Source organism: Acinetobacter sp. R933-2, assembly GCF_030325485.1.
GTDB lineage: Bacteria > Pseudomonadota > Gammaproteobacteria > Pseudomonadales > Moraxellaceae > Acinetobacter > Acinetobacter sichuanensis.
Window position 1 is genome coordinate 96,889 of record NZ_JACAIJ010000013.1, and the last position, 24,313, is coordinate 121,201.

19 protein-coding genes are annotated in these 24,313 nt (G+C 38.5%); 12 read left to right on the forward strand and 7 right to left on the reverse strand.

The features are described from left to right. The first annotated feature begins 163 nt into the window (after nucleotides 1-163). The 8 genes from HX005_RS15120 (at nucleotide 164) to HX005_RS15155 (ending at nucleotide 8,056) form a co-directional block, all read left to right on the forward strand. The gene (locus HX005_RS15120; protein ID WP_286377979.1) at nucleotides 164-514 is read left to right on the forward strand and encodes an RcnB family protein; all 351 of its coding nucleotides are present in this window, start codon (nucleotides 164-166) and stop codon (nucleotides 512-514) included. A gap of 127 nt (nucleotides 515-641) precedes the next feature. Then, nucleotides 642-1,997: an amino-acid N-acetyltransferase gene (gene argA / locus HX005_RS15125; protein ID WP_286377980.1), complete on the forward strand. Its 1,356-nt coding sequence runs from the start codon at nucleotides 642-644 to the stop codon at nucleotides 1,995-1,997. Nucleotides 1,998-2,321: 324 nt separating this feature from the next. After that, a complete protein-coding gene (locus tag HX005_RS15130; RefSeq protein WP_286377981.1) occupies nucleotides 2,322-3,281 on the forward strand; it encodes a sulfonate ABC transporter substrate-binding protein in 960 nt (319 codons plus the stop codon). A 75-nt stretch (nucleotides 3,282-3,356) separates the two neighbouring features. Beyond that, nucleotides 3,357-4,289, forward strand: coding sequence for a sulfonate ABC transporter substrate-binding protein (locus HX005_RS15135; protein ID WP_286378002.1), 933 nt, complete (start codon nucleotides 3,357-3,359; stop codon nucleotides 4,287-4,289). An 18-nt stretch (nucleotides 4,290-4,307) separates the two neighbouring features. Then, nucleotides 4,308-5,477, forward strand: coding sequence for an FMNH2-dependent alkanesulfonate monooxygenase (gene ssuD, locus HX005_RS15140; RefSeq protein ID WP_286377982.1), 1,170 nt, complete (start codon nucleotides 4,308-4,310; stop codon nucleotides 5,475-5,477). Continuing rightward, nucleotides 5,474-6,295 carry an aliphatic sulfonate ABC transporter permease SsuC gene (ssuC, locus tag HX005_RS15145; protein WP_286377983.1) on the forward strand — a complete coding sequence of 274 codons (822 nt, stop codon included), beginning with the start codon at nucleotides 5,474-5,476 and terminating at the stop codon, nucleotides 6,293-6,295. Before ssuD ends, ssuC begins: the two co-directional genes overlap by 4 nt. A gap of 10 nt (nucleotides 6,296-6,305) precedes the next feature. Beyond that, nucleotides 6,306-7,103, forward strand: a complete 798-nt coding sequence (locus HX005_RS15150; protein WP_286377984.1) for an ABC transporter ATP-binding protein — start codon at nucleotides 6,306-6,308, stop codon at nucleotides 7,101-7,103. 341 nt (nucleotides 7,104-7,444) lie between these two features. Next, the gene (locus tag HX005_RS15155) at nucleotides 7,445-8,056 is read left to right on the forward strand and encodes a TetR/AcrR family transcriptional regulator (RefSeq protein WP_107009193.1); all 612 of its coding nucleotides are present in this window, start codon (nucleotides 7,445-7,447) and stop codon (nucleotides 8,054-8,056) included. An 80-nt stretch (nucleotides 8,057-8,136) separates the two neighbouring features. Here HX005_RS15155 and HX005_RS15160 read toward each other — a convergent pair whose 3' ends face one another. The 5 genes from HX005_RS15160 to HX005_RS15180 all read right to left on the reverse strand — a co-directional run bounded on the left by HX005_RS15160 (nucleotide 8,137) and on the right by HX005_RS15180 (nucleotide 14,781). Then, the gene (locus HX005_RS15160) at nucleotides 8,137-8,700 is read right to left on the reverse strand and encodes a 5'-methylthioadenosine/S-adenosylhomocysteine nucleosidase family protein (protein ID WP_286377985.1); all 564 of its coding nucleotides are present in this window, start codon (nucleotides 8,698-8,700) and stop codon (nucleotides 8,137-8,139) included. A gap of 106 nt (nucleotides 8,701-8,806) precedes the next feature. Then, complete coding sequence (gene dnaJ, locus HX005_RS15165; RefSeq protein ID WP_286377986.1) at nucleotides 8,807-9,925, reverse strand: molecular chaperone DnaJ; 1,119 nt, start codon at nucleotides 9,923-9,925, stop codon at nucleotides 8,807-8,809. Nucleotides 9,926-10,018: 93 nt separating this feature from the next. Next, nucleotides 10,019-10,396 carry a hypothetical protein gene (locus HX005_RS15170; protein ID WP_107009181.1) on the reverse strand — a complete coding sequence of 126 codons (378 nt, stop codon included), beginning with the start codon at nucleotides 10,394-10,396 and terminating at the stop codon, nucleotides 10,019-10,021. A gap of 135 nt (nucleotides 10,397-10,531) precedes the next feature. Next, nucleotides 10,532-13,666: an efflux RND transporter permease subunit gene (locus HX005_RS15175; RefSeq protein ID WP_286378003.1), complete on the reverse strand. Its 3,135-nt coding sequence runs from the start codon at nucleotides 13,664-13,666 to the stop codon at nucleotides 10,532-10,534. Between the two features lie 8 nt (nucleotides 13,667-13,674). Beyond that, nucleotides 13,675-14,781, reverse strand: coding sequence for an efflux RND transporter periplasmic adaptor subunit (locus HX005_RS15180; protein WP_286377987.1), 1,107 nt, complete (start codon nucleotides 14,779-14,781; stop codon nucleotides 13,675-13,677). A 210-nt stretch (nucleotides 14,782-14,991) separates the two neighbouring features. Here HX005_RS15180 and HX005_RS15185 point away from each other — a divergent pair, with 210 nt between their 5' ends. From HX005_RS15185 to HX005_RS15200, 4 genes are all read left to right on the forward strand, one after another. Then, the gene (locus HX005_RS15185; RefSeq protein ID WP_107009195.1) at nucleotides 14,992-15,609 is read left to right on the forward strand and encodes a TetR/AcrR family transcriptional regulator; all 618 of its coding nucleotides are present in this window, start codon (nucleotides 14,992-14,994) and stop codon (nucleotides 15,607-15,609) included. A 169-nt stretch (nucleotides 15,610-15,778) separates the two neighbouring features. Further along, entirely contained in the window at nucleotides 15,779-18,469 is a 2,691-nt protein-coding gene (gene ppc / locus HX005_RS15190; RefSeq protein WP_286377988.1) for a phosphoenolpyruvate carboxylase, read from the forward strand. A gap of 326 nt (nucleotides 18,470-18,795) precedes the next feature. Beyond that, a complete protein-coding gene (locus tag HX005_RS15195; RefSeq protein WP_286377989.1) occupies nucleotides 18,796-20,100 on the forward strand; it encodes a solute carrier family 23 protein in 1,305 nt (434 codons plus the stop codon). Nucleotides 20,101-20,359: 259 nt separating this feature from the next. Beyond that, entirely contained in the window at nucleotides 20,360-22,042 is a 1,683-nt protein-coding gene (locus HX005_RS15200; RefSeq protein ID WP_286377990.1) for an amidohydrolase, read from the forward strand. A 148-nt stretch (nucleotides 22,043-22,190) separates the two neighbouring features. Here the strand turns inward: HX005_RS15200 and HX005_RS15205 are convergent, their stop codons facing one another. Beyond that, nucleotides 22,191-22,841, reverse strand: coding sequence for a hypothetical protein (locus HX005_RS15205; protein WP_286377991.1), 651 nt, complete (start codon nucleotides 22,839-22,841; stop codon nucleotides 22,191-22,193). 210 nt (nucleotides 22,842-23,051) lie between these two features. After that, nucleotides 23,052-24,188, reverse strand: coding sequence for a TDT family transporter (locus HX005_RS15210; protein ID WP_286377992.1), 1,137 nt, complete (start codon nucleotides 24,186-24,188; stop codon nucleotides 23,052-23,054). Nucleotides 24,189-24,313 lie beyond the last annotated feature (125 nt).

Consider the following 24,313-nt stretch of genomic DNA (forward strand, 5'->3'; position numbering starts at 1 on the left):
CAATTTATATTGGGCTTTTTCTTATTTTGATAATTTAAATATATTTATGGATAAATATAACGTTTTTTAAATACATATTTTCAAATTTACTTCATCGTTTCTCTATATTTTTCACGTAAATTTAACTCATCGAAAGGCACAAACATAAGGTTAGGCAGAGTCAATGAAAAGTTTAGTTAGCGCAATTACATTATCATTAAGCGCACTTGTTGCAACATCTGCAATGGCTGCACCACAAGATCATTCACATGCTACACATACATCTCACAGCAGCCAAACGCATCAACAAACTGTAAAACATAATACCCATACACAGCATGCACAATCACAACAACAATCGTGGAAAACAGGCAATGCCTTCCCAAGTCAATATCGTAGTGCTGGCTATAAAATTGATTATAAACAACATAAAAACTTGAACAAACCGACCAAACATCAGCAATGGTATAAAGTGAATGGTCAATATGTATTAATGAATACGACAAATCATAAAATTGTCAAAGTTGTTCGTTAAACTCAAAAATCTCTCCCAACACCTTATGTTTTTAAAAGACATAAGGTGTTTTTTTATGGTTCATATACCGAAGTGATTTTTTTTGTTTAGAATTGCAAATTGAATATGACCTATTGAGATGGCTTACATGCAAACTGACATTTTAGAAACTTCACAAAGCACCACCCAACAATATGTGCATTGGTTTCGTCATTCTGCGCCTTATATCAATGCACATCGCGGCAAAACATTTGTGCTCATGTTTGCTGGTGAAGCGGTTCTACATGAGAATTTTCAGCATATTATTCATGATATTGCGCTCTTACATTCACTTGGGATCCGCCTGATTCTTGTTTATGGTGCGCGCCCACAAATTAATGCAAATTTAAAAGAAAAGCATATTCAAAGCCCAATTCATATCAATCGACGTGTGACGACACGCGAGTCTTTACCTGCAGTGATGAACGCTGTTGGTTCTATTCGTTTGCAAATCGAAGCGCTACTTTCAATGGGTTTAGCCAACTCTCCGATGTTTGGGGCACGTATAGATGTCGTTTCTGGTAACTTTGTGACTGCAAAACCGTATGGCATCCGTGATGGTGTGGACTTTCAACTGACAGGTGAAGTCCGCAGCCTAGATACCGAAGCTATCCAACGGCATTTAGACAGCCAAAATATTGTTTTACTGGGTCCTACAGGCTACTCCACTACAGGTGAAGTCTTTAATCTATTAGCAGAAGAAGTCGCAACCAAAACAGCGATTCATATCAAAGCCGATAAATTGATTTTTTTAGGCAATCAACAAGGTTTGTTAGATGAACATGGGCAATTATTGAGAGAGATCACACCGCACCAACTCGATCAACATATTGAAAAATTTCAAGATTCTAATTTTGAAATCGCACTCCATTTACATAATGCCAAGGAAGCTTCACTCAAAGGCGTACATCGCGTTCACTTACTGTCTTATGCCTATGATGGCGCGTTAATTGAGGAATTATTCACTCGTGATGGTCACGGCACCATGATCACTGATGCCCATTATGAAGAAGTGCGCATGGCAAATATTGGTGATGTTGGTGGCTTAATCAACCTATTGCGTCCACTCGAAGAAGAAGGCATTTTGGTCTATCGTTCACGTGAACTTTTAGAAAATGAAATTGATCAATTTGCTGTGATTGAACGCGATGGTACGATTCTCGCTTGTGCTGCGCTCTATCCAATTCCTGCAACAGAAAATGAAATTCAATCTGCTGAAATAGCTTGTGTTGCTGTACATCCAAGTTATCGCAAGTCCAATCGTGGCAGTCAAATTCTGCATTTTCTTGAAGAAAAAGCACAACAACTTGGAATTCAACAACTGTTTGTACTCACTACACGTACTGCACATTGGTTTATTGAGCATGGTTTCTCTAAAGCCAGCGTTGACGACCTACCTTCAGCACGCCAAGCTTTGTATAACTACCAACGTAACTCTATGGTTTTTAAAAAGCGTATTTCTTGATTCCGTTCTGTATGACATCTGAATAGCCATTAGCACAATTCTCACTAAGCTTATATCAATAGATTGCATCAAATCCTATATTCATTTTGATGCAATCTATATCTATAAAAATAAATATAAAATAAATTATATTTTTCAAATATTTAATTAACTCTTATTTCTAGTGAATACATTTTAAATTGCTTATTTTTTGCTAAGTTTAGCTTTTATTTTTTTATCTTTTTTTTTCATTAGCAATCACATAAAACTTATTTTTTGGAAAATACAAAGCTCTCTAAGCTGTTGCTCATTCACTTTATTTTTAACGTAGGGGCAACATAACTCATGACTCGTTCATTTCAACCGACATGGAAAAAAATTACCATTCTCAGTGCGAGTCTTGCCACCGTTATGATGCTATCTGCATGTTCAAAAAAAACAGAAACTACCACTTTAAATATTGGTTATCAAAAATATGGTCTACTCCCCATTATTAAAGCGCGTGGTGATCTGGACAAAGCGTTAAAACAAAAAGGCATCAATATCAAATGGGTAGAATTCCCTGCTGGTCCACAGCTTTTAGAAGGTCTCAATGTCGGCAGTGTAGTGTTTGGTGAGGCAGGTGAAGCACCGCCTATTTTTGCACAAGCGGCGAACTCGAAACTGGTCTATATCGCCAATCAGCCTGCTGCACCGAAAGCTGAAGCTTTAATTGTACCGAAAGATTCAAACATTCAATCTATCCAAGAACTCAAAGGTAAACGTGTTGTTTTAAATAAAGGTTCAAATGTCCATTATTTATTACTCAAGTTGCTTGAAGCCAACCATTTAAAATTTTCTGACATTGATGTGGTGTATTTGCCTCCAGCCGATGCCCGTGCAGCATTTGAAAAAGGTGCTGTGGATGCATGGGTGATTTGGGATCCGTTCTTTGCCGCAGCAGAGCAACAACTTGGTGCCAAAGTTCTGGCAACAGGAGAAAACCTCGTCAGTAATCACCAATTTTATTTGGCAGATCGTGAGTTTGCAGAACAACATCCTGATGTCCTAAAAACCGTCGTGAATGAACTCAACACCACAACACAATGGGTCTCACAGCATCAAACAGATGCAGCAAAGCTTTTAGAACAACAAACAGGGTTATCGACAGAGATACTCAGCACGTCTATCTCTCGTATGGGATTTGGGGTGAAACCTATTTCAAATGAAGTGGCGAAAGAACAGCAATATGTCGCAGATGCTTTTTATCAGCAAAAACTTATTCCAAACAAAATCAATATTCAAGCGGCTATTTTAGCCCATTAATTTGAGGGAAATAATATGACTCAACAGCAAAACAAGACACCAAAACCATTACAGCCTCAGTTCACACAGCATGGCATGACTGCAATGTTGGTGGCTTGTGCGATGTTGGGTTCACCTGTAGTTTGGGCAGTAGACCCAAGCGTCAAAGAGTTACGCATTGGCTTTCAAAAAAGCTCCATTAACTTGGCAATCGCGAAGCAACAACAATTGTATGAAAAAGAATTTCCCAATGCCAAAATCTCTTGGAATGAATTTCCTGCTGGTCCACAAATTTTAGAAGCACTTGCAGTGGGTTCAATTGATGTTGGCGTAACTGGCGATACACCGCCTGTTTATGCTCAAGCAGCCAATAAACCATTGTATTACATCGCCTATGAAGCAGCAAAACCCTTGGCATCTGCGATTTTAGTGCCTAAGGATTCAAAATTGACGCAACTCAGTCAACTCAAAGGGAAACGCATCGCGCTACAAAAAGGCTCTAGTGCACATTATTTATTGGTACAGGCGGTGCGTAAAGCAGGTTTGCAATGGTCTGATATTCAACCCATTTGGCTTACGCCTGCGGATGCTCGTGCAGCATTTCAAAAAGGTGCCGTCGATGCATGGGCAATTTGGGATCCTTACTTTGCTTCTGCACAAATTGAAGACCAAGCACGTGTATTGGCTTCAGGTAAAGGTTTAAGTCCTAACTACACATTTTATTTAGCTTCACCAAATTTTGTAAAACAACATCCTCAAGCAGTGACTGGTTTTATTCAACAGATCAATCTGGCTGATCAATGGGTACAAACACATCAAAAAGAGACGGCGCAAAGTATTGCTCAAAGCACAGGTTTAAAACCAAACATCAGTACGGTATTTATTCAACGTCGCCCAAAACCTTCTTTTGCAGCACCACTCAACGCCAAAGTCATTGCAGATCAGCAACAACTGGCAAATCGTTTTGCTGAACTGAACATTATTCCTAAACCGATCAATATCAAGCTAGTCGTTTGGACTGGCAAATAATTTAAAAGGACGCAAGTGATGAAAATTTTTTGGTTTATTCCAACACACGGTGATAGTCGTTATTTGGGTACAAGTAAAGGTGCTCGTCAAGTCGATCATGCTTATATGAAGCAAATTGCGGTTGCAGTTGATAACTTAGGTTATGAAGGTGTTCTTATTCCAACAGGGCGTTCATGTGAGGATCCGTGGATTACAGCAGCAAGCTTAATTGATGCGACAAAAAACTTAAAATTTCTTGTGGCTTTACGTCCGGGTGTGACCACTCCTGCCCTTGCTGCACGTATGGCAGCAACCTTTGACCGTTTATCGAATGGTCGCGTGTTACTCAACCTTGTGACAGGTGGCGATGAGCAAGAGTTAAAAGGCGACGGTGTCTATGAAGACCATGCAACACGTTATAAAACTGCCGCAGAATACACCACCATTTGGCGTGAAATTTTAAAGCGCTCACACACAGGCGAGTCTTTTAGTTTTCAAGGTGAACGTTTAAGCGTAGAAGATGCCAAGTTACTCTATCCACCGATTCAGCAACCTTATCCGCCACTTTGGTTTGGCGGTTCTTCTGAAGATGCGATTGAATTGGCAGCCGATCAGGTCGATACCTATTTAACATGGGGTGAACCACCTGCCGCAGTCAAAGAAAAAATAGCTGTCGTCAAAGCCAAAGCTGAAGCTAAAGGTCGTCAGTTAAATTACGGTATTCGTTTACATGTGATTGTGCGTGAAACCAATGAACAAGCATGGCAAGCAGCCAATGAACTGATCCAATATGTCGATGATGCAACGATTGCCGCAGCACAAAAGAAATTTAAACAAATGGACTCTGTTGGTCAGCGCCGTATGGCTGAACTGCATAATGGAGACCGAAGTAAACTCGAAGTGTCACCTAACCTTTGGGCAGGTGTCGGTTTAGTACGTGGTGGTGCGGGTACAGCTTTGGTTGGTGATGCACAAACAGTTGCTGACCGTATTCAAGAATATGCTGATTTAGGCATTAGCACATTTATTTTCTCAGGCTATCCACACTTAGAAGAATCAATTCGTTTTGCTGAATTGGTCTTCCCTTTACTGCCGATTGAAACACGCCAAAAACTTACACAACCGAATTTAACAGGTCCATTTGGTGAAATCGTTGCCAATAACTATACCGCAGAGGAACATAAAACTCCTTTAAAGGAGTCAGCATGAATGCAGCGACCAAACCAAGTCATCAAGTAAAAAATAGTTCCGTTTCACGTGGAACGAAACAAATTGGACAACGCCTGTTACCTTGGATCGTACCTATTTTATTGGTTCTGATTTGGCAAATTTCCTCTCAAACAGGTTTGCTTGAAAGTCGTGTATTGCCTGCACCTACTGCTGTAATTTCGGCATTTTGGACGTTATTGCTCAGTGGTGAACTTTGGCAACATGTCAAAGTCAGTGCAGGACGTGCTTTGATGGGGTTATTAGTCGGGGGTGGTTTAGGTCTATTTTTAGGCTTACTCAATGGTTCGTCAAAAGTTGCATCAAATTTACTCGATACAACGTTACAAATGATCCGTAATATTCCAGCGCTCGCTTTGATTCCACTGGTCATTTTATGGTTTGGTATCGATGAATCAGCCAAGTTGTTTTTGGTTGCTGTGGGCGTATTTTTCCCGATGTATATCAATACTTATCACGGTATCCGCTCTGTAGATCCACAATTGATTGAGATGGGTAAAAGCTATGGTTTAAGCCGTTGGCAACTGTACAAAGACATTATTTTACCAGGGGCAATGCCTTCAATCTTGGTCGGTTTACGTTTTTCACTTGGACTGGTTTGGGTCTTACTGATTGTTGCTGAAACCATTTCAGCGCAATCAGGTATTGGTTATATGACCATGAATGCTCGAGAGTTCTTACAAACAGATATCGTACTGGTGGGGATTTTACTCTATGCCCTATTAGGTAAATTTGCCGATGTTTTTGCACAATATTTAGAAAAATATTTATTGCGTTGGCACTCAGGCTATCAAAAATAGGAGCTAGATTATGACGGATTTAAGCATCAGCCAATATGCGCACGAGTTTGTTACAACGCCTGAAAATGTTGCAGCAGATAATGAAAAAATTGGTGCAGAAATCGATATCACTGAATTACACAAATATTATGGTGATGTAAAAGTTCTAGAAGATCTTGATTTAAACATCAAAGCAGGAGAATTTATTGCCATTGTAGGACGCAGTGGTTGTGGTAAAAGCACCCTATTGCGTTTAATTGCCGACTTAGAACAACCTAGTTATGGTGAAATTAAGTTTAAATCGCAAATTAATTTTCGTGAAGGCATTACCGCAGATGATATTCGTGTCATGTTCCAAGATCCACGTTTATTACCTTGGAAAAGTATTCTTAAAAATGTTCAATTGGGTTTAGATAAAGCCCAATATCCAAAAGCTGAACAATTACTGGAAAAAGTCGGATTAAAAGAAAAGTCGGAACTCTGGCCCTCTCAACTTTCAGGTGGGCAACGCCAACGTACAGCTTTAGCACGTGCCTTATCTCACACACCACGTGTTCTGCTCTTGGATGAACCATTGGGTGCTTTAGATGCCTTAACACGACTAGAAATGCAAAGTTTGATTGAAAAATTATGGCTAGAACAAGGTTTTACCACGATTTTGGTCACTCACGATGTCAGTGAGGCAGTACAACTTGCCGATCGCATCATTTTGTTAGACAAGGGACATATTGCTCAACAATTTAATATTGATTTGGCACGACCTCGTCAGAAAGGCATCGCTTTTGCCGAGTTTGAACAACAAATTTTACAAGCAGTATTGTCTACTTAATTCATAGTATAAAATTCAAACAACAACTTTAAAGTTAATTTAGAGTTGTTGTCATTTTATTTTAACGTGATCACAAATTTATTAAAATTTCTTAACAAATTTACTTTTTATATTATGTTCAATATTAAAATAAGCTTAAAAAAACCATTTATTTTTTCTTATATTTTTATAATTATTGCATTATTTTTGTGCATATAAACTAAATAAATGCATATTCGACATTAAATAATAAAACTTCATAATAAAACTCAATAATATTTTAAAATAGTCGAGCAGACCTGTGCACAAATCAAACGTTTTACCGTACAATTTAAATGTTATTTTTTAGACCCAGTGATGCGATGGAACAAAAAAAGAGTGCTCAGAAAAGACAGCAGTTACTCAATGCAGCCTTAGACGTATTTTCAATCTACGGATTTAATGGCGCGAGTTTAGAGGAAATTGCTCAGCTTGCCGAAATGCACAAATCAAATATTTTCTATTATTATGAAAATAAAGAAGCCTTGTATGTCGAAGTGCTAACAACAGTCATGCAAAAATGGTTAGCGCCTTTACAAATGCTTGAATCAGAATTAGAGCCTGTTGAAGCGTTAAGTCATTATTTAATGACAAAAATTGAAATTTCTAGAACGCAACCAAAAGCCTCTAAGCTGTTTGCTTTAGAAATTATTCAGGGTGCGCCTCATATTTTACCGATCTTAAAAGGTCCATTAAAAAAATTATTTAAGCGTAAAGCAAAAGTGATTTTAAACTGGCAAGAGCAAGGTAAAATTTCAACGCAAATTGACCCTGAACTTCTGATTATTAATATCTGGGGCTTAACACAAAATTATGCCGATTTTAGTACACAGATGGAAATGGTTACAGGCAAGACTTTAAGAAATAAAAGTATGTATCAACGTGCAATTGAACACACGATTCATATGATTTTATATGGTGTAATTCCAAGATAAATCGATCATCCTTAAAGCTCAAACATTGTTTTGGCATACGACCATAGTTTGCTATGGTCGCCAGATTTTATTTTAAAAATTTAAAACCGCTTATATAAATCTAATAATTTTTGCGCGCCTAATAATAAATTTTCTTCCCAATCTAAATGTGCGGTTTCATTTGCACCATCAGTAATATATTTTACTGAAATTAAACGCACACCCAATTTTTTACAGACTTTTGCTAATGCATAGCCTTCCATATCGACTAAATTACATTTCACTTTAGGTAAGCTAATTTCGAAATTATCACCTGTACCACAAATCCCCTTCGGCAAGTCTTGAAAATAAGGCTCTATTTCAATAGCACTTGGAAAATGCTCATCCATTGGGGTAATTCCAACCTCAAAGCCTAAAGGTGATACATCCATATCACGTTGTACAAATGTCGTAACCTCAACCAATTCATGCGCATTAAACGTTGAGCTTCCCGCAGTACCTAAATTTAATAAAGTTTTACACTGCGTTTTCTGGATAATTTCAAATGCTTTAAATGCAGCATTCACTTTTCCGATACCACTATAATGCACAGCAATACTTTCTTGTTCAAATAAGCCTTTTGACTCACTTGGCAATGCCATTACTAAAGCTAAATCCTGTTTCATAAAAGCACTTTCATCTCATGTTTTTGATTTGAATAAGGTTGTTTATTTTCAATAAAAAAGCCAACTTCTGCATCAAAGTTGGCTTTTCATTTCATCATACGATCAGTTAGTCAAATAAACGATCGAAGAATGATTTTTTCTTTGGTGATGATGTACTGTCATCACCATCCATTGTTGCTTGCAATTCTTTTAACAATTCACGTTGACGTGCTGTTAAGTTGACTGGTGTTTCTACCACAATACGACACAGCAAATCACCTCGCATACTGTTACGTACAGGGGTCACACCTTTACCACGTAAACGGAACATTTTTCCTGTTTGAGTACCTTCAGGAATTTTTAAGCTCACACGACCTTCTAAAGTCGGGATTTCTATTTCTTTACCTAAAGCAGCATCAGCGATGCTAACAGGAACATCCATATAAAGGTCTGCACCATCACGTTGGAAGATTTCATGTTCACGTACGACAACTTCAACGTATAAATCACCTGCTTGACCATCACGAATTGCTTCGCCTTTGCCTGTCAAACGCACGCGATCGCCATTGTCCACACCCGCAGGAATGGTCACTTCAAGTGTTTGCTGACGGTCTTTTACGCCTGTACCATGACAGGTGTTACATGGGTTCTTAATGATTTTCCCTTGTCCACGGCACGTACTACATGTCTGCTGTACCGAGAAAAAGCCTTGTTGCATACGCACTTGACCTGCACCATGACAAGTCTTACACGTTTCTACATCATTTGGATTTTTAGAACCTTTACCATCACATACATCACATGGTGCTGGTGCAGTAAAAGTCACCGTTTTTTTAACGCCTTTAACTGCTTCTTCTAAGGTTAATTCCATGACGTAACGTAGGTCTGAGCCACGACGGGTTCGTTGTTGGCTACGACCGCCGCCACCGAACGCACCACCGAAGATATCACCAAATTGGCTGAAAATATCTTCTGCGCTAAAGCCACCACCGCCAAAGCCGCCACCACCGCCCATGCCACCTTCAAACGCTTGATGTCCCATACGGTCATACATACTGCGTTTTTCGCTGTCAGATAAAACTTCATAAGCTTCAGCAGCTTCCTTAAATTTATCTTCAGCTTCAGGGTTGTCAGGGTTACGGTCTGGATGATATTTCATCGCCAACTTACGGTAGGCTTTTTTAATTTCATCATCACTAGCGGTTTTAGCAACACCTAAAACCTCATAATAATCACGTTTAGCCATGATTGGCGATGCTCCACAAAATTTTGATCAATTCTTACTGTCAACTAAAATGGGGACGACCCGTCGCTTTTACAAGCGTTCACAGTAAAAAAATTAAAATACAGCTTTACTAATAAGATATTTATTGAAACCTTTAAACCATGCATTTAAGAGGTATAACCATGAAATTGCACTAAAAATTACACCAATCACAGTACATGCCTTAACCCAAAGCATCGAATCCCAATAAAAGAAAATGAGCGGAATAAACCACAATGCAGCAAATGCTGCCAAAACTAAGAAAATGACCACACTACGCATCACCCATAATGCTTGAGCATGAATCCATACTTCTGCATGTTCGGACATCGCAACTTTACGTGCTAAAAAGTACGAAATAAGAGCACTGATAATCGTAAATAATGCGAGAAATAGGAAAATATACGAGATCGTCATATAACGACGATGTACTTTGAGATTGTCTTGCCCCATAGGTGATTTTTATACCTCAATCCATCACATCATTTTACATATTTTGTGTGGAAACTTCTAATGCGACTAGCTGTAAAATATGAGGTGCTACTATATTGAATTTTTCAAAATTTCGCACCTACAATTCATATATTTCTAGGAAGTTTTTACTTGTTTTTTAACTTTAAACCACGCGGCATAAAGCGCAGGTAGAAAAAATAGTGTTAAAAGTGTTGCGATAATTAAACCACCCATGATGGCAACTGCCATTGGTCCAAAGAAAATACTACGTGATAATGGAATCATTGCAAGTACCGCAGCAAGTGCAGTTAAAATAATCGGTCTAAAACGACGAACGGTTGCATCTAAAATTGCATTCCATTGATCTTGTCCAGACTGAATATCTTGCTCAATTTGATCAATCAAAATCAGTGAATTACGCATAATCATGCCTGATAATGCAATTGTACCGAGCATAGCAACAAAACCAAATGGCTTATTAAAGATTAATAAAAATAAAACAACACCAATTAAACCCAAAGGTGCTGTTAAAAATACAATAAAGGAGCGTGAAATACTTTTTAATTGAATCATTAAGAGTGTAAACACGACAGCTAAAAATAATGGCATTCCTGCATTGACAGAACTTTGTCCTCTGGCTGACTCTTCTACTGTGCCACCGACTTCAACTAAATAACCATTGGGTAATTCAGTACGTAATTGCTCAATACTGTCTGCTAGCTCACCCACTACTGTTGCTGGTTGTAAAGCACTACGAATATCTGCACGTACTGTGATTGTTGGTAAACGATTACGATGCCAAATTAAACCATCTTCAAATTTATATTGAATATTGGCGATTTGAGATAATGGCACTGAACCACCTTGACTCGTTGGCACAGCCAAATTTTCTAAAGATCCGACTTCAATCCGTTCAGCCTGTTCACCACGTAAACGAATATCAATAAGCTCTCTTTTTTCACGATATTGATTAATCATTGCCCCTGAAATTGAACTATTTAAAAAATTGGCAACATCTAGACTACTCACGCCCATTTGGCGTGCACGATCTTGATCAATTTCTAAAGAAATAATTTTACTTGGTTCGCCCCAGTCTAAATGCACGTTAGTCGTATTTGAATTTTGACTGACCAAAGCTGAAACTTTATGTGCTAACTGACGAACTGTATTTAAATCTTCTCCCGATATACGATATTGAATTGGATAACCTACAGGTGGACCATTTTCTAGTAACGCCACACGAGTACGCACCTCAGGCAATAGTTGGCGAATTTGCGTATCTAAAGATTTACGAATTTCATCACGATCATCTAAAGAAGATGCCAAAACGACAAACTGGGCAAAACTTGCTTGTGGTAACTGCTGATCAAGCGGTAAATAAAAGCGAGGAGAACCTGTACCGACATAAGCAACATAATTATCAATCCCTTTTTGTTTAGATAAAAATGCCTCGACTTTTTTGACTGCTTTTTCGGTTGCAACCAGAGAAGCACCTTCTTCGAGCTTAAGATCAACTAAAATTTCAGCTCGATTGGAAGGTGGAAAAAACTGTTGTGGTACTAACTTGAACATCATCACTGATAAAATAAATATACCTACAGTCAGCGTGATCACGGTCTTACGATAATTTACACACCAGTTGACCAACTTTCGAAAGCTTTGATAAAACTTAGTTTGATATGGATCATAATGTTCACCCGTATGATGCACGATAGGGGTTGGTTCAGGTTGTTTACGTAAACGCGCCCATAGACGTTGATACCATGGTGCTTTTTGGGCTGTTTGATTAAAATCTGGTAAAAGTTTATCGCCTAAATAAGGCACAAAAACCACGGCTGCCACCCAAGACACCACCAAAGCAATGGTCACGACTTGGAAAATAGAGCGTGTATATTCACCCGTACTCGATGCTGCGGTTGCAATCGGTAAAAAACCTGCTGCGGTAATTAATGTCCCAGTCAGCATAGGAAAAGCCGTGCTTGTCCATGTATAACCTGCGGCTTTCATACGGCTATAGCCTTGCTCCATTTTGATTGCCATCATTTCAACAGCAATAATGGCGTCATCGACCAAAAGACCGAGTGCTAAAATGAGAGCACCTAAGGAAATTTTATGTAGCCCGACATCAAATAAATTCATTCCTGCAAAAGTCATTGCTAAAACTAAAGGAATTGAAAATGCGACAACTAAACCTGTACGAAACCCGAGTGAGAAGAAACTCACTAATAAAACAATAATGACAGCTTCTGCTAAAACCTGAATAAACTCATGAATACTACGTTGCACTGCAACAGGCTGATCAGAAACTTTTTGTAGCTGCATACCCAGTGGTAAAGTTTTTTGTAGGTGGGTAAATTCGGTTTCTAAGTTTTTGCCCAAGGCAATAATGTCGCCTCCTTTACGCATAGATACTGAAATACCAATACCATTATCACCATTAAACCGCATACGTGGTTGCGCAGGCTCACTAAAGCCTCGATAAACCTCAGCAACATCACCCAGTTGAATGGTTTTATCGCCCACTAACAAAGGCATTTTTTTAAGGTCATCGACAGACTGTAACTGCCCCCCTACACGAACTTGAATACGGTCTGTTGTTGTTTCAAAAAAACCTGCACTTGCGACACTATTTTGCTGACGTAAGGCTTCTTGAATTGCTGTTACAGGAATTCCTAATTGAGCAGCTTTGGTATTTGAAAGTTCAATCCAAATTTTTTGGTCTTGTAAGCCAACTAACTCAACTTTCCCTACATCTTTAACACGCTGTAACTGGAGCTGTAAGCGGTCAGCGTATTCTTTTAAAGTGGCGTAATCGAAATCTTTGCCTGTTAAAACATAAATATTTCCAAAAGTATCACCAAACTCATCATTGAAAAATGGTCCTTGCACACCGCTCGGTAATTGGTGCTGAATATCTCCAATTTTTTTACGAACTTGATACCAAACATCAGGAATTTGATTAGATTTTAAAGAGTCTTTGGCAACAAATGTCACCAATGATTCACCTGGGCGTGAATAGGCTGCGATCCGATCATATAAGCCCGTACTCATCAATTGTTTTTCAATACGATCTGTGACTTGTAGAGAAACTTCTTCTGCGGTTGCACCCGGCCAATAGGTCTGTACTACCATCACTTTAAAGGTAAATGGCGGGTCTTCGCTTTGTGATAATTTTGAATAAGAAAATATCCCCACAATACCGAGTAAAATCATAAAATAAAGCACTAAACCTTTATTTTTGAGTGCCCATTCTGACAAGTTAAATTTCATGTCGTGACTCATGGTTTTACTCCTGCCGATAAAGTGACTGTTCTATTTTCACGGTCTACAGGTTTGATTTTTTGTTTTTCTCGTAATAAATGCACACCACCAATCACCACCCAATCCGTTGCATTTAAACCATTTAAAATAGGCACACTATCACGACCATAAGCACCTAAACTGACAGGAACTTTTCGAATCGTCTGATTTTGATTAACCACCCAAACATAAGCTTGATGATTATTTGCTGAAACACTAGACAAAGGCACACTTAAAACATTGTCAACATTTTGGCTAAAAAACACGCGAGCACTTTGCCCCAACTGAATCACAGACTGCCCTTCTCTTAATGTAACTTTCACACTAAAAGTACGGGATTGATCTGCCGCAGGTGAGATTTCACGTACATAAGCCGCAAATTTATCCTGTGGTTTTGACCACAATGTGACCCATGCATTTTGCCCTACTTTAATCTGACCAATGGCTTGCTCTGGAACACCGATGACGACTTCTCGTTCACCGTCAATTGCCAATTGATATGCTGCTTGCCCTGCTGAGATGACTTGCCCAACCTCAATATTACGTTGTGTAACCACCCCATTTTTATTGGCAATGAGTTGATTATAGGTTGTTTGATTGGTTGTTATTTCATAATGAGCTTGTGCTTGTTTTAAGGTCGAAGCTGCTGCTTCATATTGATTTTTGACAGCATCATACTGTGAGCGGCTCACAGCATGGCTTGGTAAAAGTTGTTGAAAACGCTTAAATTCATCTTCTGCAATTTTTAATGCAGATTGTGCATTTTCCAGTTGGGCTGTGGCTGAATTTAATTGTAACTGAGCATCTTTGATGTCTAGCTTTGCAAGAGTTTGCCCAACTTTGACCCGATCCCCAACATCCACATAACGTTCCGTAATTTGTCCACCCACACGAAAAGCCAAAGCTGTCGTTTGTCGTGCTTGTACATCACCAGCATAACTTTTTTGTTCTTCATGCGACATTGTAGGTTGCGTTACCATAACAAAAGGAATTTCTTCTGCTTCTGGCGCTTGTTTTTGACACCCCACTAAAATCACACCACATACCATCATTAAACTGATCACAGTTGATTTTAAAATACTCATACACAATGCTCTTATTGAAACGTTTTTTTTCGGGCAGAATAGCAGTTAGGTGAATGAATATTTTATCCATCATGTGATTCCTCACATATGTTCATCCATGTTCAATCACTTTAACAAAGGTTCAACTTTTAATTAATATACCGCAAGGTACATTAATTAAAAATGACCATAAAAGTAAATGACCTATTTGACTTTTTTTTGGAAAATTTAGTGCAAGCACATGTTGGTCGTCCTAAGGACTTAGAAAAGCGCAAGCAGATTTTAGAAGCTGCTAAAGCCTTATTTTTATTACATGGCTATCATGGTTCAAGCATGAATCAAATTGCTAAAGCAGCAGGTGTAACCAAACTGACGGTCTATAACCATTTTCAAGATAAAGAAAATTTATTTACCTGTGCAATTGAACAAACCTGTGAAGCTTCAATTAATGCTAGACCATTAGGTTTGACTGCTGAAAGTAATTTTCAAATGTGTTTTTATCAAGTGTGTGAACTCGCACTAAATATTATTTCTTTGCCTGAAGCCATTAAGCTTGAGCATTTACTTTTAGAACTTGCTGCTGAAAAGAACCCTTTAGCACTACAGTTTTATAATGTTTCACACCAAAAAATGTGTACAGTCTGGCAAGATTTCTTTGAACAAGCCATCGCATTAAAATTCATTCAAGCTGATGATATTGAAAAACAAACAAATTTAATTTTGTCATTGTTATTGGGCATTCGTCATCACGAAGTTCTGCTTGGTATTCGTCAACCACCCGATGAACAAGAAAAATATCAAATTATTCAAGATAGTATTCATCTATTTCTTTTACGTTATAGCCTATAGTCAATGTATTAAGTTTCTAAATAAAGATTATGCAGATTTTACGGCATACTATTTTTTAAAAGCACAATTGTTGTTGAAATAACCGACTGCTTTTCTACTTTTGTAGGGGTGTACTTGGAATCTCAACATAGCGAGTTATAGTCAAAAGGATAAGAACTGGAGAATAGCAATGATTCAACAAATTAATGCTCCACTGCGTGAGGATGTACGTTTGCTCGGAAATCTTTTAGGGGAAACTTTAAAAGAACAAGCTGGACAAGATTTGTTTAATCAAATTGAACAAATTCGTGCTTTAGCCAAAGGTGCACGTGATGGTCAAATCGAAGCAGAAAAACAACTCGAACAATTGTTTCTTCATTTAAAAGATGATGAGATTTTGCCACTAACCCGTGCATTTTCACATTTTTTGAATTTTTCTAATATTGCTGAACAATATCATGTGGTGCGTAGTCGTCGCCAAAGTGAATTTGATGAAACGCAGCCCTCACCCAATGTTCTTGTACCATTGTTTGAACAGTTTAAAACTCAAGAAATTAGTACACAGCAGCTTTACCAACAAATTTGTCAACTCAGTATTGAGTTGGTACTAACTGCGCACCCGACTGAAGTAAGCCGCCGTACGCTGATTCAAAAATATGATGGCATTAATGATTGCCTATCAAAATTTGATCAACAAAAGCTCACCCCTAAACAACGTGCTGAAGTTTTAGCAGATTTAAAACAATTAATTTGTTCAGCATGGCAAACGGATGAAATTCGTCAACACCGACCTACACCTGTAGACGAAGCAAAATGGGGCTTTACCACCATTGAACAAACATTATGGAATGCTGTTCCTAAGTTTATTCGTGAACTAGACCACTTGGTTCAAGAACATTGCAAAAAACCATTGCCTTTAGATATTTCCCCAATTCGTTTTGCATCATGGATGGGTGGAGATCGTGATGGTAATCCAAATGTCACGCATAATATTACCCAAGAAGTCTTATGGTTATCACGCTGGAAGGCAGCAGATTTATATGTTCGTGATATTGAAGATCTGCGCTGGGAACTTTCTATCGAAGCATGTTCAAATGAACTCAAACAAGCTTTAGGTGGGCAGCATCCTGAACCTTATCGTGAATATCTACGCACAACACGCACTCGCTTAAAAGCAACTCGCCAATGGCTTGCGAGCAAATTACAAGGACAACACTCCGATGTTGACCGCAGTCTGATCATTCGTCATAAAGATGAGTTATTACAGCCACTTCTTCTGTGCTATCGCTCATTGATTGATAGTAATTTACCTGAAATTGCCAATGGCAAATTGCTCGACTTTATTTATCGGGTCAACTGTTTTGGCATCGAATTACTCAAACTTGATATTCGTCAAGAATCAGGTCGTCATCGTCAAGCCATTTCAGCAATTACTGAATATTTAGGTTTGGGAAATTTTGAAACTTGGACGGAACAAGCACGTCAAAACTTCCTCATTCAAGAGTTACAAAGTAAACGTCCGCTCTTGCCTAAACATTTAAATGAACCTGCCAATAGCTTGATTGAACATCCTGATGTACAAGAAGTGTTTGCCACTATGCGTACTTTGGCGGAACAGCCAAAAGAAAGTTTAGGGGCTTATATCATCTCTATGGCGGAATACCCAAGTGATGTTTTAGCTGTTTTACTCTTGCAAAAAGAAGCAGGCATTGAACACTTTTTGCGTGTCGTTCCACTGTTTGAAACCCTGAAAGATTTAGATGGTGCAGCAGCAACCATGAACACGCTGTTCAATATGCATTGGTATAAACAGCATATTCAGGGCAAACACGAAGTCATGATCGGCTACTCAGACTCGGCTAAAGATGCAGGCTTCATGTCAGCAAACTGGGCGCAGTATCGTGCCCAAGAAGAATTAACTGCTGTGGCAAAACAACACGGCGTACAATTGACGCTGTTCCATGGTCGTGGTGGCTCTATCAGTCGTGGTGGTGCACCAACGCAACAAGCACTATTCTCACAACCACCAGGGTCTATTTCAGGTGCGATTCGCGTGACTGAACAAGGCGAAATGATTCGCTTTAAATTTGGTTTGGAAGAAATCGCACTACAAAATCTGGAAATTTATACCGCAGCGACGCTTGAAGCAACGCTACTGCCACCGCCTGAACCGAAACAGGAATGGCGTGATTTGATGCACATCATGACCGATTTATCGGTTCAGGTCTATCGTCAGACCGTGCGTGAAAACCCACATTTTGTGAAATATTTACGTACCGTAACGCCTGAACTTGAATTACAAATGCTACCGCTTGGTTCACGTCCTGCCAAACGTAAAGTCAGTGGTGGGATCGAGTCATTACGTGCGATTCCGTGGGTATTTGCATGGACACAAATTCGTTTAATGTTACCCGCATGGCTTGGTACTGGCGCTGCAATCAATCAAGTGATTGATCAAGGTCAGAAAGCCTTATTAGATGAAATGCTTGCCGAATGGCCTTATTTCCAAACCCTCATTGATATGCTGGAAATGGTCTTATCCAAAGCCGATTCCAACATTGCACTATATTATGAATCGCATCTAACCGATGATGAAGACTTGAAAGTTTTAGGTGCTGAATTACGTCAACGCTTGCATGATGCAGTACAAACATTGTTGGCAATGAAAGGTGAATCGAAACTTTTAAGCTCAAATGAAGTCCTTGATCAAGCCATGAAAGTACGAAAACCGTATTTGCTCCCTTTGCATTTATTACAAGCGGAGTTAATGAAACGTCGTCGTGCTTATTTGGCTGAACGTCAGGCTGAACACACTCCTGTCGATCATGCACTCATGGTCAGTATTGCTGGGATTGCCGCAGGTTTACGCAATACAGGTTAAATAAAACGTTGAAACACAATAGAAGAGAAAGCTAAATTTTCTCTTCTATTGATCAAAAATGCCAATCCGATCAAGCATTTTATATTTCTCATAAATAATAAATAAATTTTTTAATCAGTAATTCAATATTTAATTATGCATTTTTTTTATTTGTATTATTTTTAATACTTTGATTTTATTTGGTTAGATCTATCAATAGTTTTACCATATGGTAAAAATAATAAATTATTTCTAATAAATGCAATCCTTTAGTTTGACTAAAATGATTAAAACTCAAAACAAGAAAGAGTATCATGTGCGCAATTTGTTTTTTGAGCGCTCAATTTATGTCCAACTGGTTCCCCAAATGGCGTCCCTATACAGGTGATATTAACTCGCAACCTGTCGGTACCAATGAGTATTTACCTCCTGCTCAAAGTGCCGTTTTAGGCATACAACATACTTTTGCGATGTTTGGCTCAACCGTACTTGCACCCTTCCTCATGGGGTTTGAGCCCAATCTGGCTATTTTAATGTCTGGTATCTGTACCATCCTGTTCTTTCTTATGACAGGTGGTCGCGTTCCAAGCTATCTTGGTTCAAGTTTTGGTTTTATTGGTGTGGTGATTGCTGCAACAGGTTATGCAGCCTCTGGCACAGGTGCTGCCAATCCCAATATTGCTGCGGCTGCTAGTGGCATCATGGCATGCGGCATTATCTATGCCATTTTTGGTCTATTGGTCATGGTAACGGGCACTCGTTGGATTGAGAAACTCATGCCACCTGTCGTCACAGGTGCGGTAGTCATGATCATCGGTTTAAACCTTGCTCCTGTCACAGTCAAAAGTGTAGCAGGCAATAACTTTAATATGTGGATGGCATTGGTCACTGTACTTTGTATGGGTGTCGTTGCCGTCTTTACACGTGGTTTAATGCAACGTCTATTATTGCTGCTTGGTTTAGTCTCCTCTTATTTTATTTATTTCATTGTTTCCAATGTCATGGGCTATGGCACAGCAATTGACTTTAAACCTATCCAAGATGCTGCATGGTTTGGTCTGCCAAGCTTTCATTCACCGACATTTGATATGAATGCAATTTTAATCATTGCACCGATTGCTTTAATTTTAGTCGCTGAAAATTTAGGTCATATCAAAGCTGTAGGTGCGATGACAGGCGAAAACCTCGATCCACAAATTGGTAAAGCTTTTTTTGCTGATGGTGTTGCGACGACGCTTTCTGGTGGCGTGGGTGCACCTGGGATGACCACTTATGGTGAAAATATCGGGGTAATGGCGGTGACTCGTGTCTATTCAACTGTAGTTTTTGTCATTGCAGGTGTATTTGCTATTTTCTTAGGTTTTTCACCTAAGTTTGGTGCTGTCATTCACACCATTCCAACGGCTATTTTAACAGGTGCTTCCATTGTGGTTTTTGGTTTAATTACCATTGCAGGAGCAAAAATCTGGATTGAAAATAAAGTTGATTTTTCCAAAAATAAAAATCTGATGGTTGCATCAGTCACCATTATTTTAGGTACAGGTGATTTTGCACTGCAATTTGGTGACTTTAACTTAGGCGGAATTGGTACTGCAACATTTGCAGCGTTGATTTTAAACTGGTTCTTTAGTTTAAAAGATCAATCAGAATAAACATTTAAAAAATAATAAACTAATCATTTTAAGCAGCTTAAAAGGCTGCTTTTTTTCTGGAATCATCTTGATTTAATCTATTCTTACAAGGGCAATATGCTTCAACTTTAATACCTTTATCACATAAAAACATACCAAGTAAGTTTTTGACTTCATAGGAACAGCTGATTACCTTAATTTAAGTCAATATATTGGCTAAAAGCACTTTGCACATGGATCGCAAGTCAATAATCATCTAAAGAACAAGGATTAAATTCGCATGAAGCAACTTTTGCAAGGATTCGCTGTACCTGTTTTTAAATCACCGACTTTTAAAAAAATATGTCTAAGCTCAATCGCTGCAACGCTTGCACTTTCAATGAGTGCTTGTAGTGATGATGACGATGATGATCAAACTTCAACAACGCAAAAAGCTGACCTTATCTTTGAAAATGGTACTGTCTATACGGTAGATGCCAAACATTCTGAGGCTGAAGCAGTTGCGGTGAAAGATGGAAAAATTGTTTATGTCGGTACGAGTGCTGGACTTAAAGATTGGCGTGGTGATAAAACTCAGGTTGTCGATTTAAACGGGAAAATGCTTCTACCAGGTTTTATTGATACTCATAACCATGCTTATTTACGTGCTGAGTCTATGTACTGGGTCAACCTTGATACACAAAGTTTAGATGGCTACAAACAGGCAACTCAAGATTTTCTTTCTAAACATGCAGATGCAAAACAAGTCCGTGGTGTGGGTTGGAATCTGAAATATGTTTTAGAACAAGCAGAAAGTACAGGTAAATCTCCTGCTCAACTACTTGATGAAATTGTTGGCAAAGATATTCCTGCGGTCTTTATTACCCATGGTCATCATGAAGTTTGGGCAAATACTCGTGCTTTAAAAAATGCAGGAATTACCGCTCAGACACCAGACCCAGCAGGCGGCTTTATTGACCGTGATAAAAATGGTCAACCTACAGGTATTTTACGTGAATTTGGTGCGCAAAATTTGGTGATTCAAGTCTTACCACAGCCTGATTTTACTGTTGATGAATATAAAAATGCTGTGCTTTCTTTCCAACAAGATCTTGCTCCACAGCGTGGTGTTACTTCTGTTTTAGTTCCAATACATTATCCAACAGATTCTTTCTTAGATGCAATGAAAGCTTTGGATAGTGAATCTAAACTCACTGTACGTTATGACCTTTTACAATGGGCAGACGAAACACGAGGTACAGAACAAATTGCTGGGTTTATTGAGCGTCGTGCGAAATATAAAGGACAGTTCTTTAAGACAGATTCCATCAAAATTTTTGGTACAGGTGCAAGCAGTACTTATGGTTCGGTCGTTTGGGATCAAGAAGTTTTAAAGAAAACGGTTGCTGCATTGGATAAAGAAAAATTCCGTATCTATATTCATGATATTGGTCCAACAAGTACTTATAATCTAATGCTAGATGCTTATGAATATGCACAACAACAAAATGGTCAACGTGATGCGCGCCATATGATTACCCATGTGAGTGACGAGGCGATTCCAACGATTCCACGCTTCCTGAAACTCGGTGTACGCGCTGATGGTCATCCTCTACCAAAAGCATTTTTTGATGCGGGCGTAGCACTGACATCATCAAGCGACTACCCTGTGCGTGAGTTTTTCCCAATGACACGTATTGCCCAAGGTGTGCAATCGGGTATTCCACTTGCAGACATGATTCAGAGCCATACCATCAATGGTGCTGAAGCCATTTTTGCTGAAAAAGAAACGGGTTCTATCGAAAAAGGTAAAGCTGCTGATCTGGTCATTATGGATCAAAATCTATTTAAAGTTGCACCGACCGCATTGGGAAATGCACAAGTTGTCATGACAGTTTTCAACGGTAAAGTTGTTTATGACCGAAGCAAAGTCACCACAAAAAATGAAAAAGTTACAGAAGTTGCAGATGGGCATGATCACTGATTTTGCTGTTTAATTTTTGATGCAGTGAGATGAATTTCTTCTCACTTTCAAATAGCTTCTACAATAAAGCCCTTAACTCAACTCGGTTAAGGGCTTTTTATTTCTATCGTTGAAAAATTAATAGTTTTCTAATATGTAATATGTTCAATCATTCATATTTTTCAAACTGTTTAATGTAACTTTCTTTATGCTTCTTTTTTAATTCTTCAATGTACAAACTTCCTCCAAAAACTACACATAAATAATGAATTTGTAAAGCAATCAATTCTTTTTCAATTGGAATAGTATTAGGCTTAACTTCTATTGGATTCTTTATATCGGGTTCAAAGCTAAAAGAATAAAAACCACGATCAATAACTTTTTCAGATAGAGTCTTTGATGGGTAAGCCGTGAAAACAGATGGTTTACCATTCGTAATTTGTGTAAAGGTAGTTGGTCTCTCAGCAACACTTTTTGTCTCTTTAATAGGACATTGTACATATAAATAATTATGGTTAGATCGAAGATCATTTTTAAAATACAGATCAAATCCAATTAATGCTTTAATTTTATTGATTCCATCTTTACTGTCCTTAAAAACAGTTATATCCATGTCATTTTTATTAAGTCGTATTTTTTCATTCATATTTAATTCTATTAATAATTTTTCAGGTGTTAGTTTATCTATCTTAGAAGCATCAATTTTGATACCTAGAAGCCTATCATCAGGTGAATTCATCTTAGTTTGTACATTTTGATCTGCTACACAATTAGCAGAAATAATTGATAATGCTAATCCAAATAATTTTAGAGGTTTCATATCATTCCTTATTTTCTGCATTATTCAGTCAGTTAGTATAATTTAACACTATGATAGCATTAACTATTATATTTTTTTGATCTCTCCGAAGTGAAAATATTAACTAACATCTAATGATTATTTTCATCTCATGCTCTTGTCTCCATGTATAGAAATAAAAAGCCCCTAACTCAACTTGGTTAAGGGCTTTTTATTTCTATCATTGAAAAATTAACGTTGTTGGCTGTCTAATAACGCCTTTAGACAAGGAGAAAAGAATAAATGCCCCTGATACATGCCTTTTAAAGTTTTCGCCATCACCATGACCCAAAGCATCATCAAAATTGCTGCAAATGCTAGACCTGTATTCACAATAAAACTCACATGCAACTGATGCCCCAGATTTAACACCGCCAAAGTAAATACACCCAATGGAAATGTCAGTCCCCACCAACCGAGATTAAACGGTAAGTCTGTGGCGGCATGTTTCAGTGTGGTCAATACGGCTATGGCAAACCACCACACCCCAAAGCCAAGCAGAATAAAACTCGCTACGATGCCCGCATTTTGAAAGAACACACCCAATTGTTCTAACTGAATATAAGCCAAGACTTGTGGTGCTTGTGCGCCTAAAACCAACAATGCCAATGCACCTGTACCAATCGGTCCCAAAGCCAACCAACCACTGATAGCCAATTCTTTACTTGGTAGTTTATGTAGTGCCAGACGTAACATTAAAATGGTCAGAATTCCAAAAGCCGGCAATACAGACATACCCCACAGCATATAACTCGCAAATAAAATCCCGACTGCCTGTTGCCCTGCTGCCAAATGCGCCAACAATAAACCACCTGAAGTTGCTGTGACTTCACACGCCACAATTGGCAGTAACCACATTGCAGTCATGCTATGTAACTGATGCTCTTGTTTATAGAACATACAAAATGGAACCAATACTCCAATACCGACTGCTAAAATTGCATCCACAAACCACAGGACTTGTGCGATCTGAATCGCGATATCGCCATACAATGCAACGCCATATTTTAAAAAGCCATTGAGTACTGTTGCCAGACCCATCGGGATTGCACCTAAAAACAATGCCATGCTTGGATGGGAAAAAATCTGCTTTGCTTCATGAGGATAGATCAACCAACGTAATGCATAAACTAAGCTAAATACGATGAATAAAAGTGTGTTGAATTGCCATAAAGCTGTTGCCACTTGCCATAAAATCTCTTGTGCAAATGGAAATTCGGGTAAAATCAACGCCACCACACCTGTTCCCATGGTCATGGTGAACCAGTTCGGGGTAAACTGTCGAATCACATCGCGGCTGTGTTGCAGTTGATAAAATGGCTTTTTCATGGCTTTTTCCTCATTTCAGCAGATAAATTGATTATAAAAGCTCTTTTTAATAAATAAAATTGATTTGTTTTTATAAAATGAATCAGTTTTACTGATATATGGTTATATTCACATTAAAAAATTCT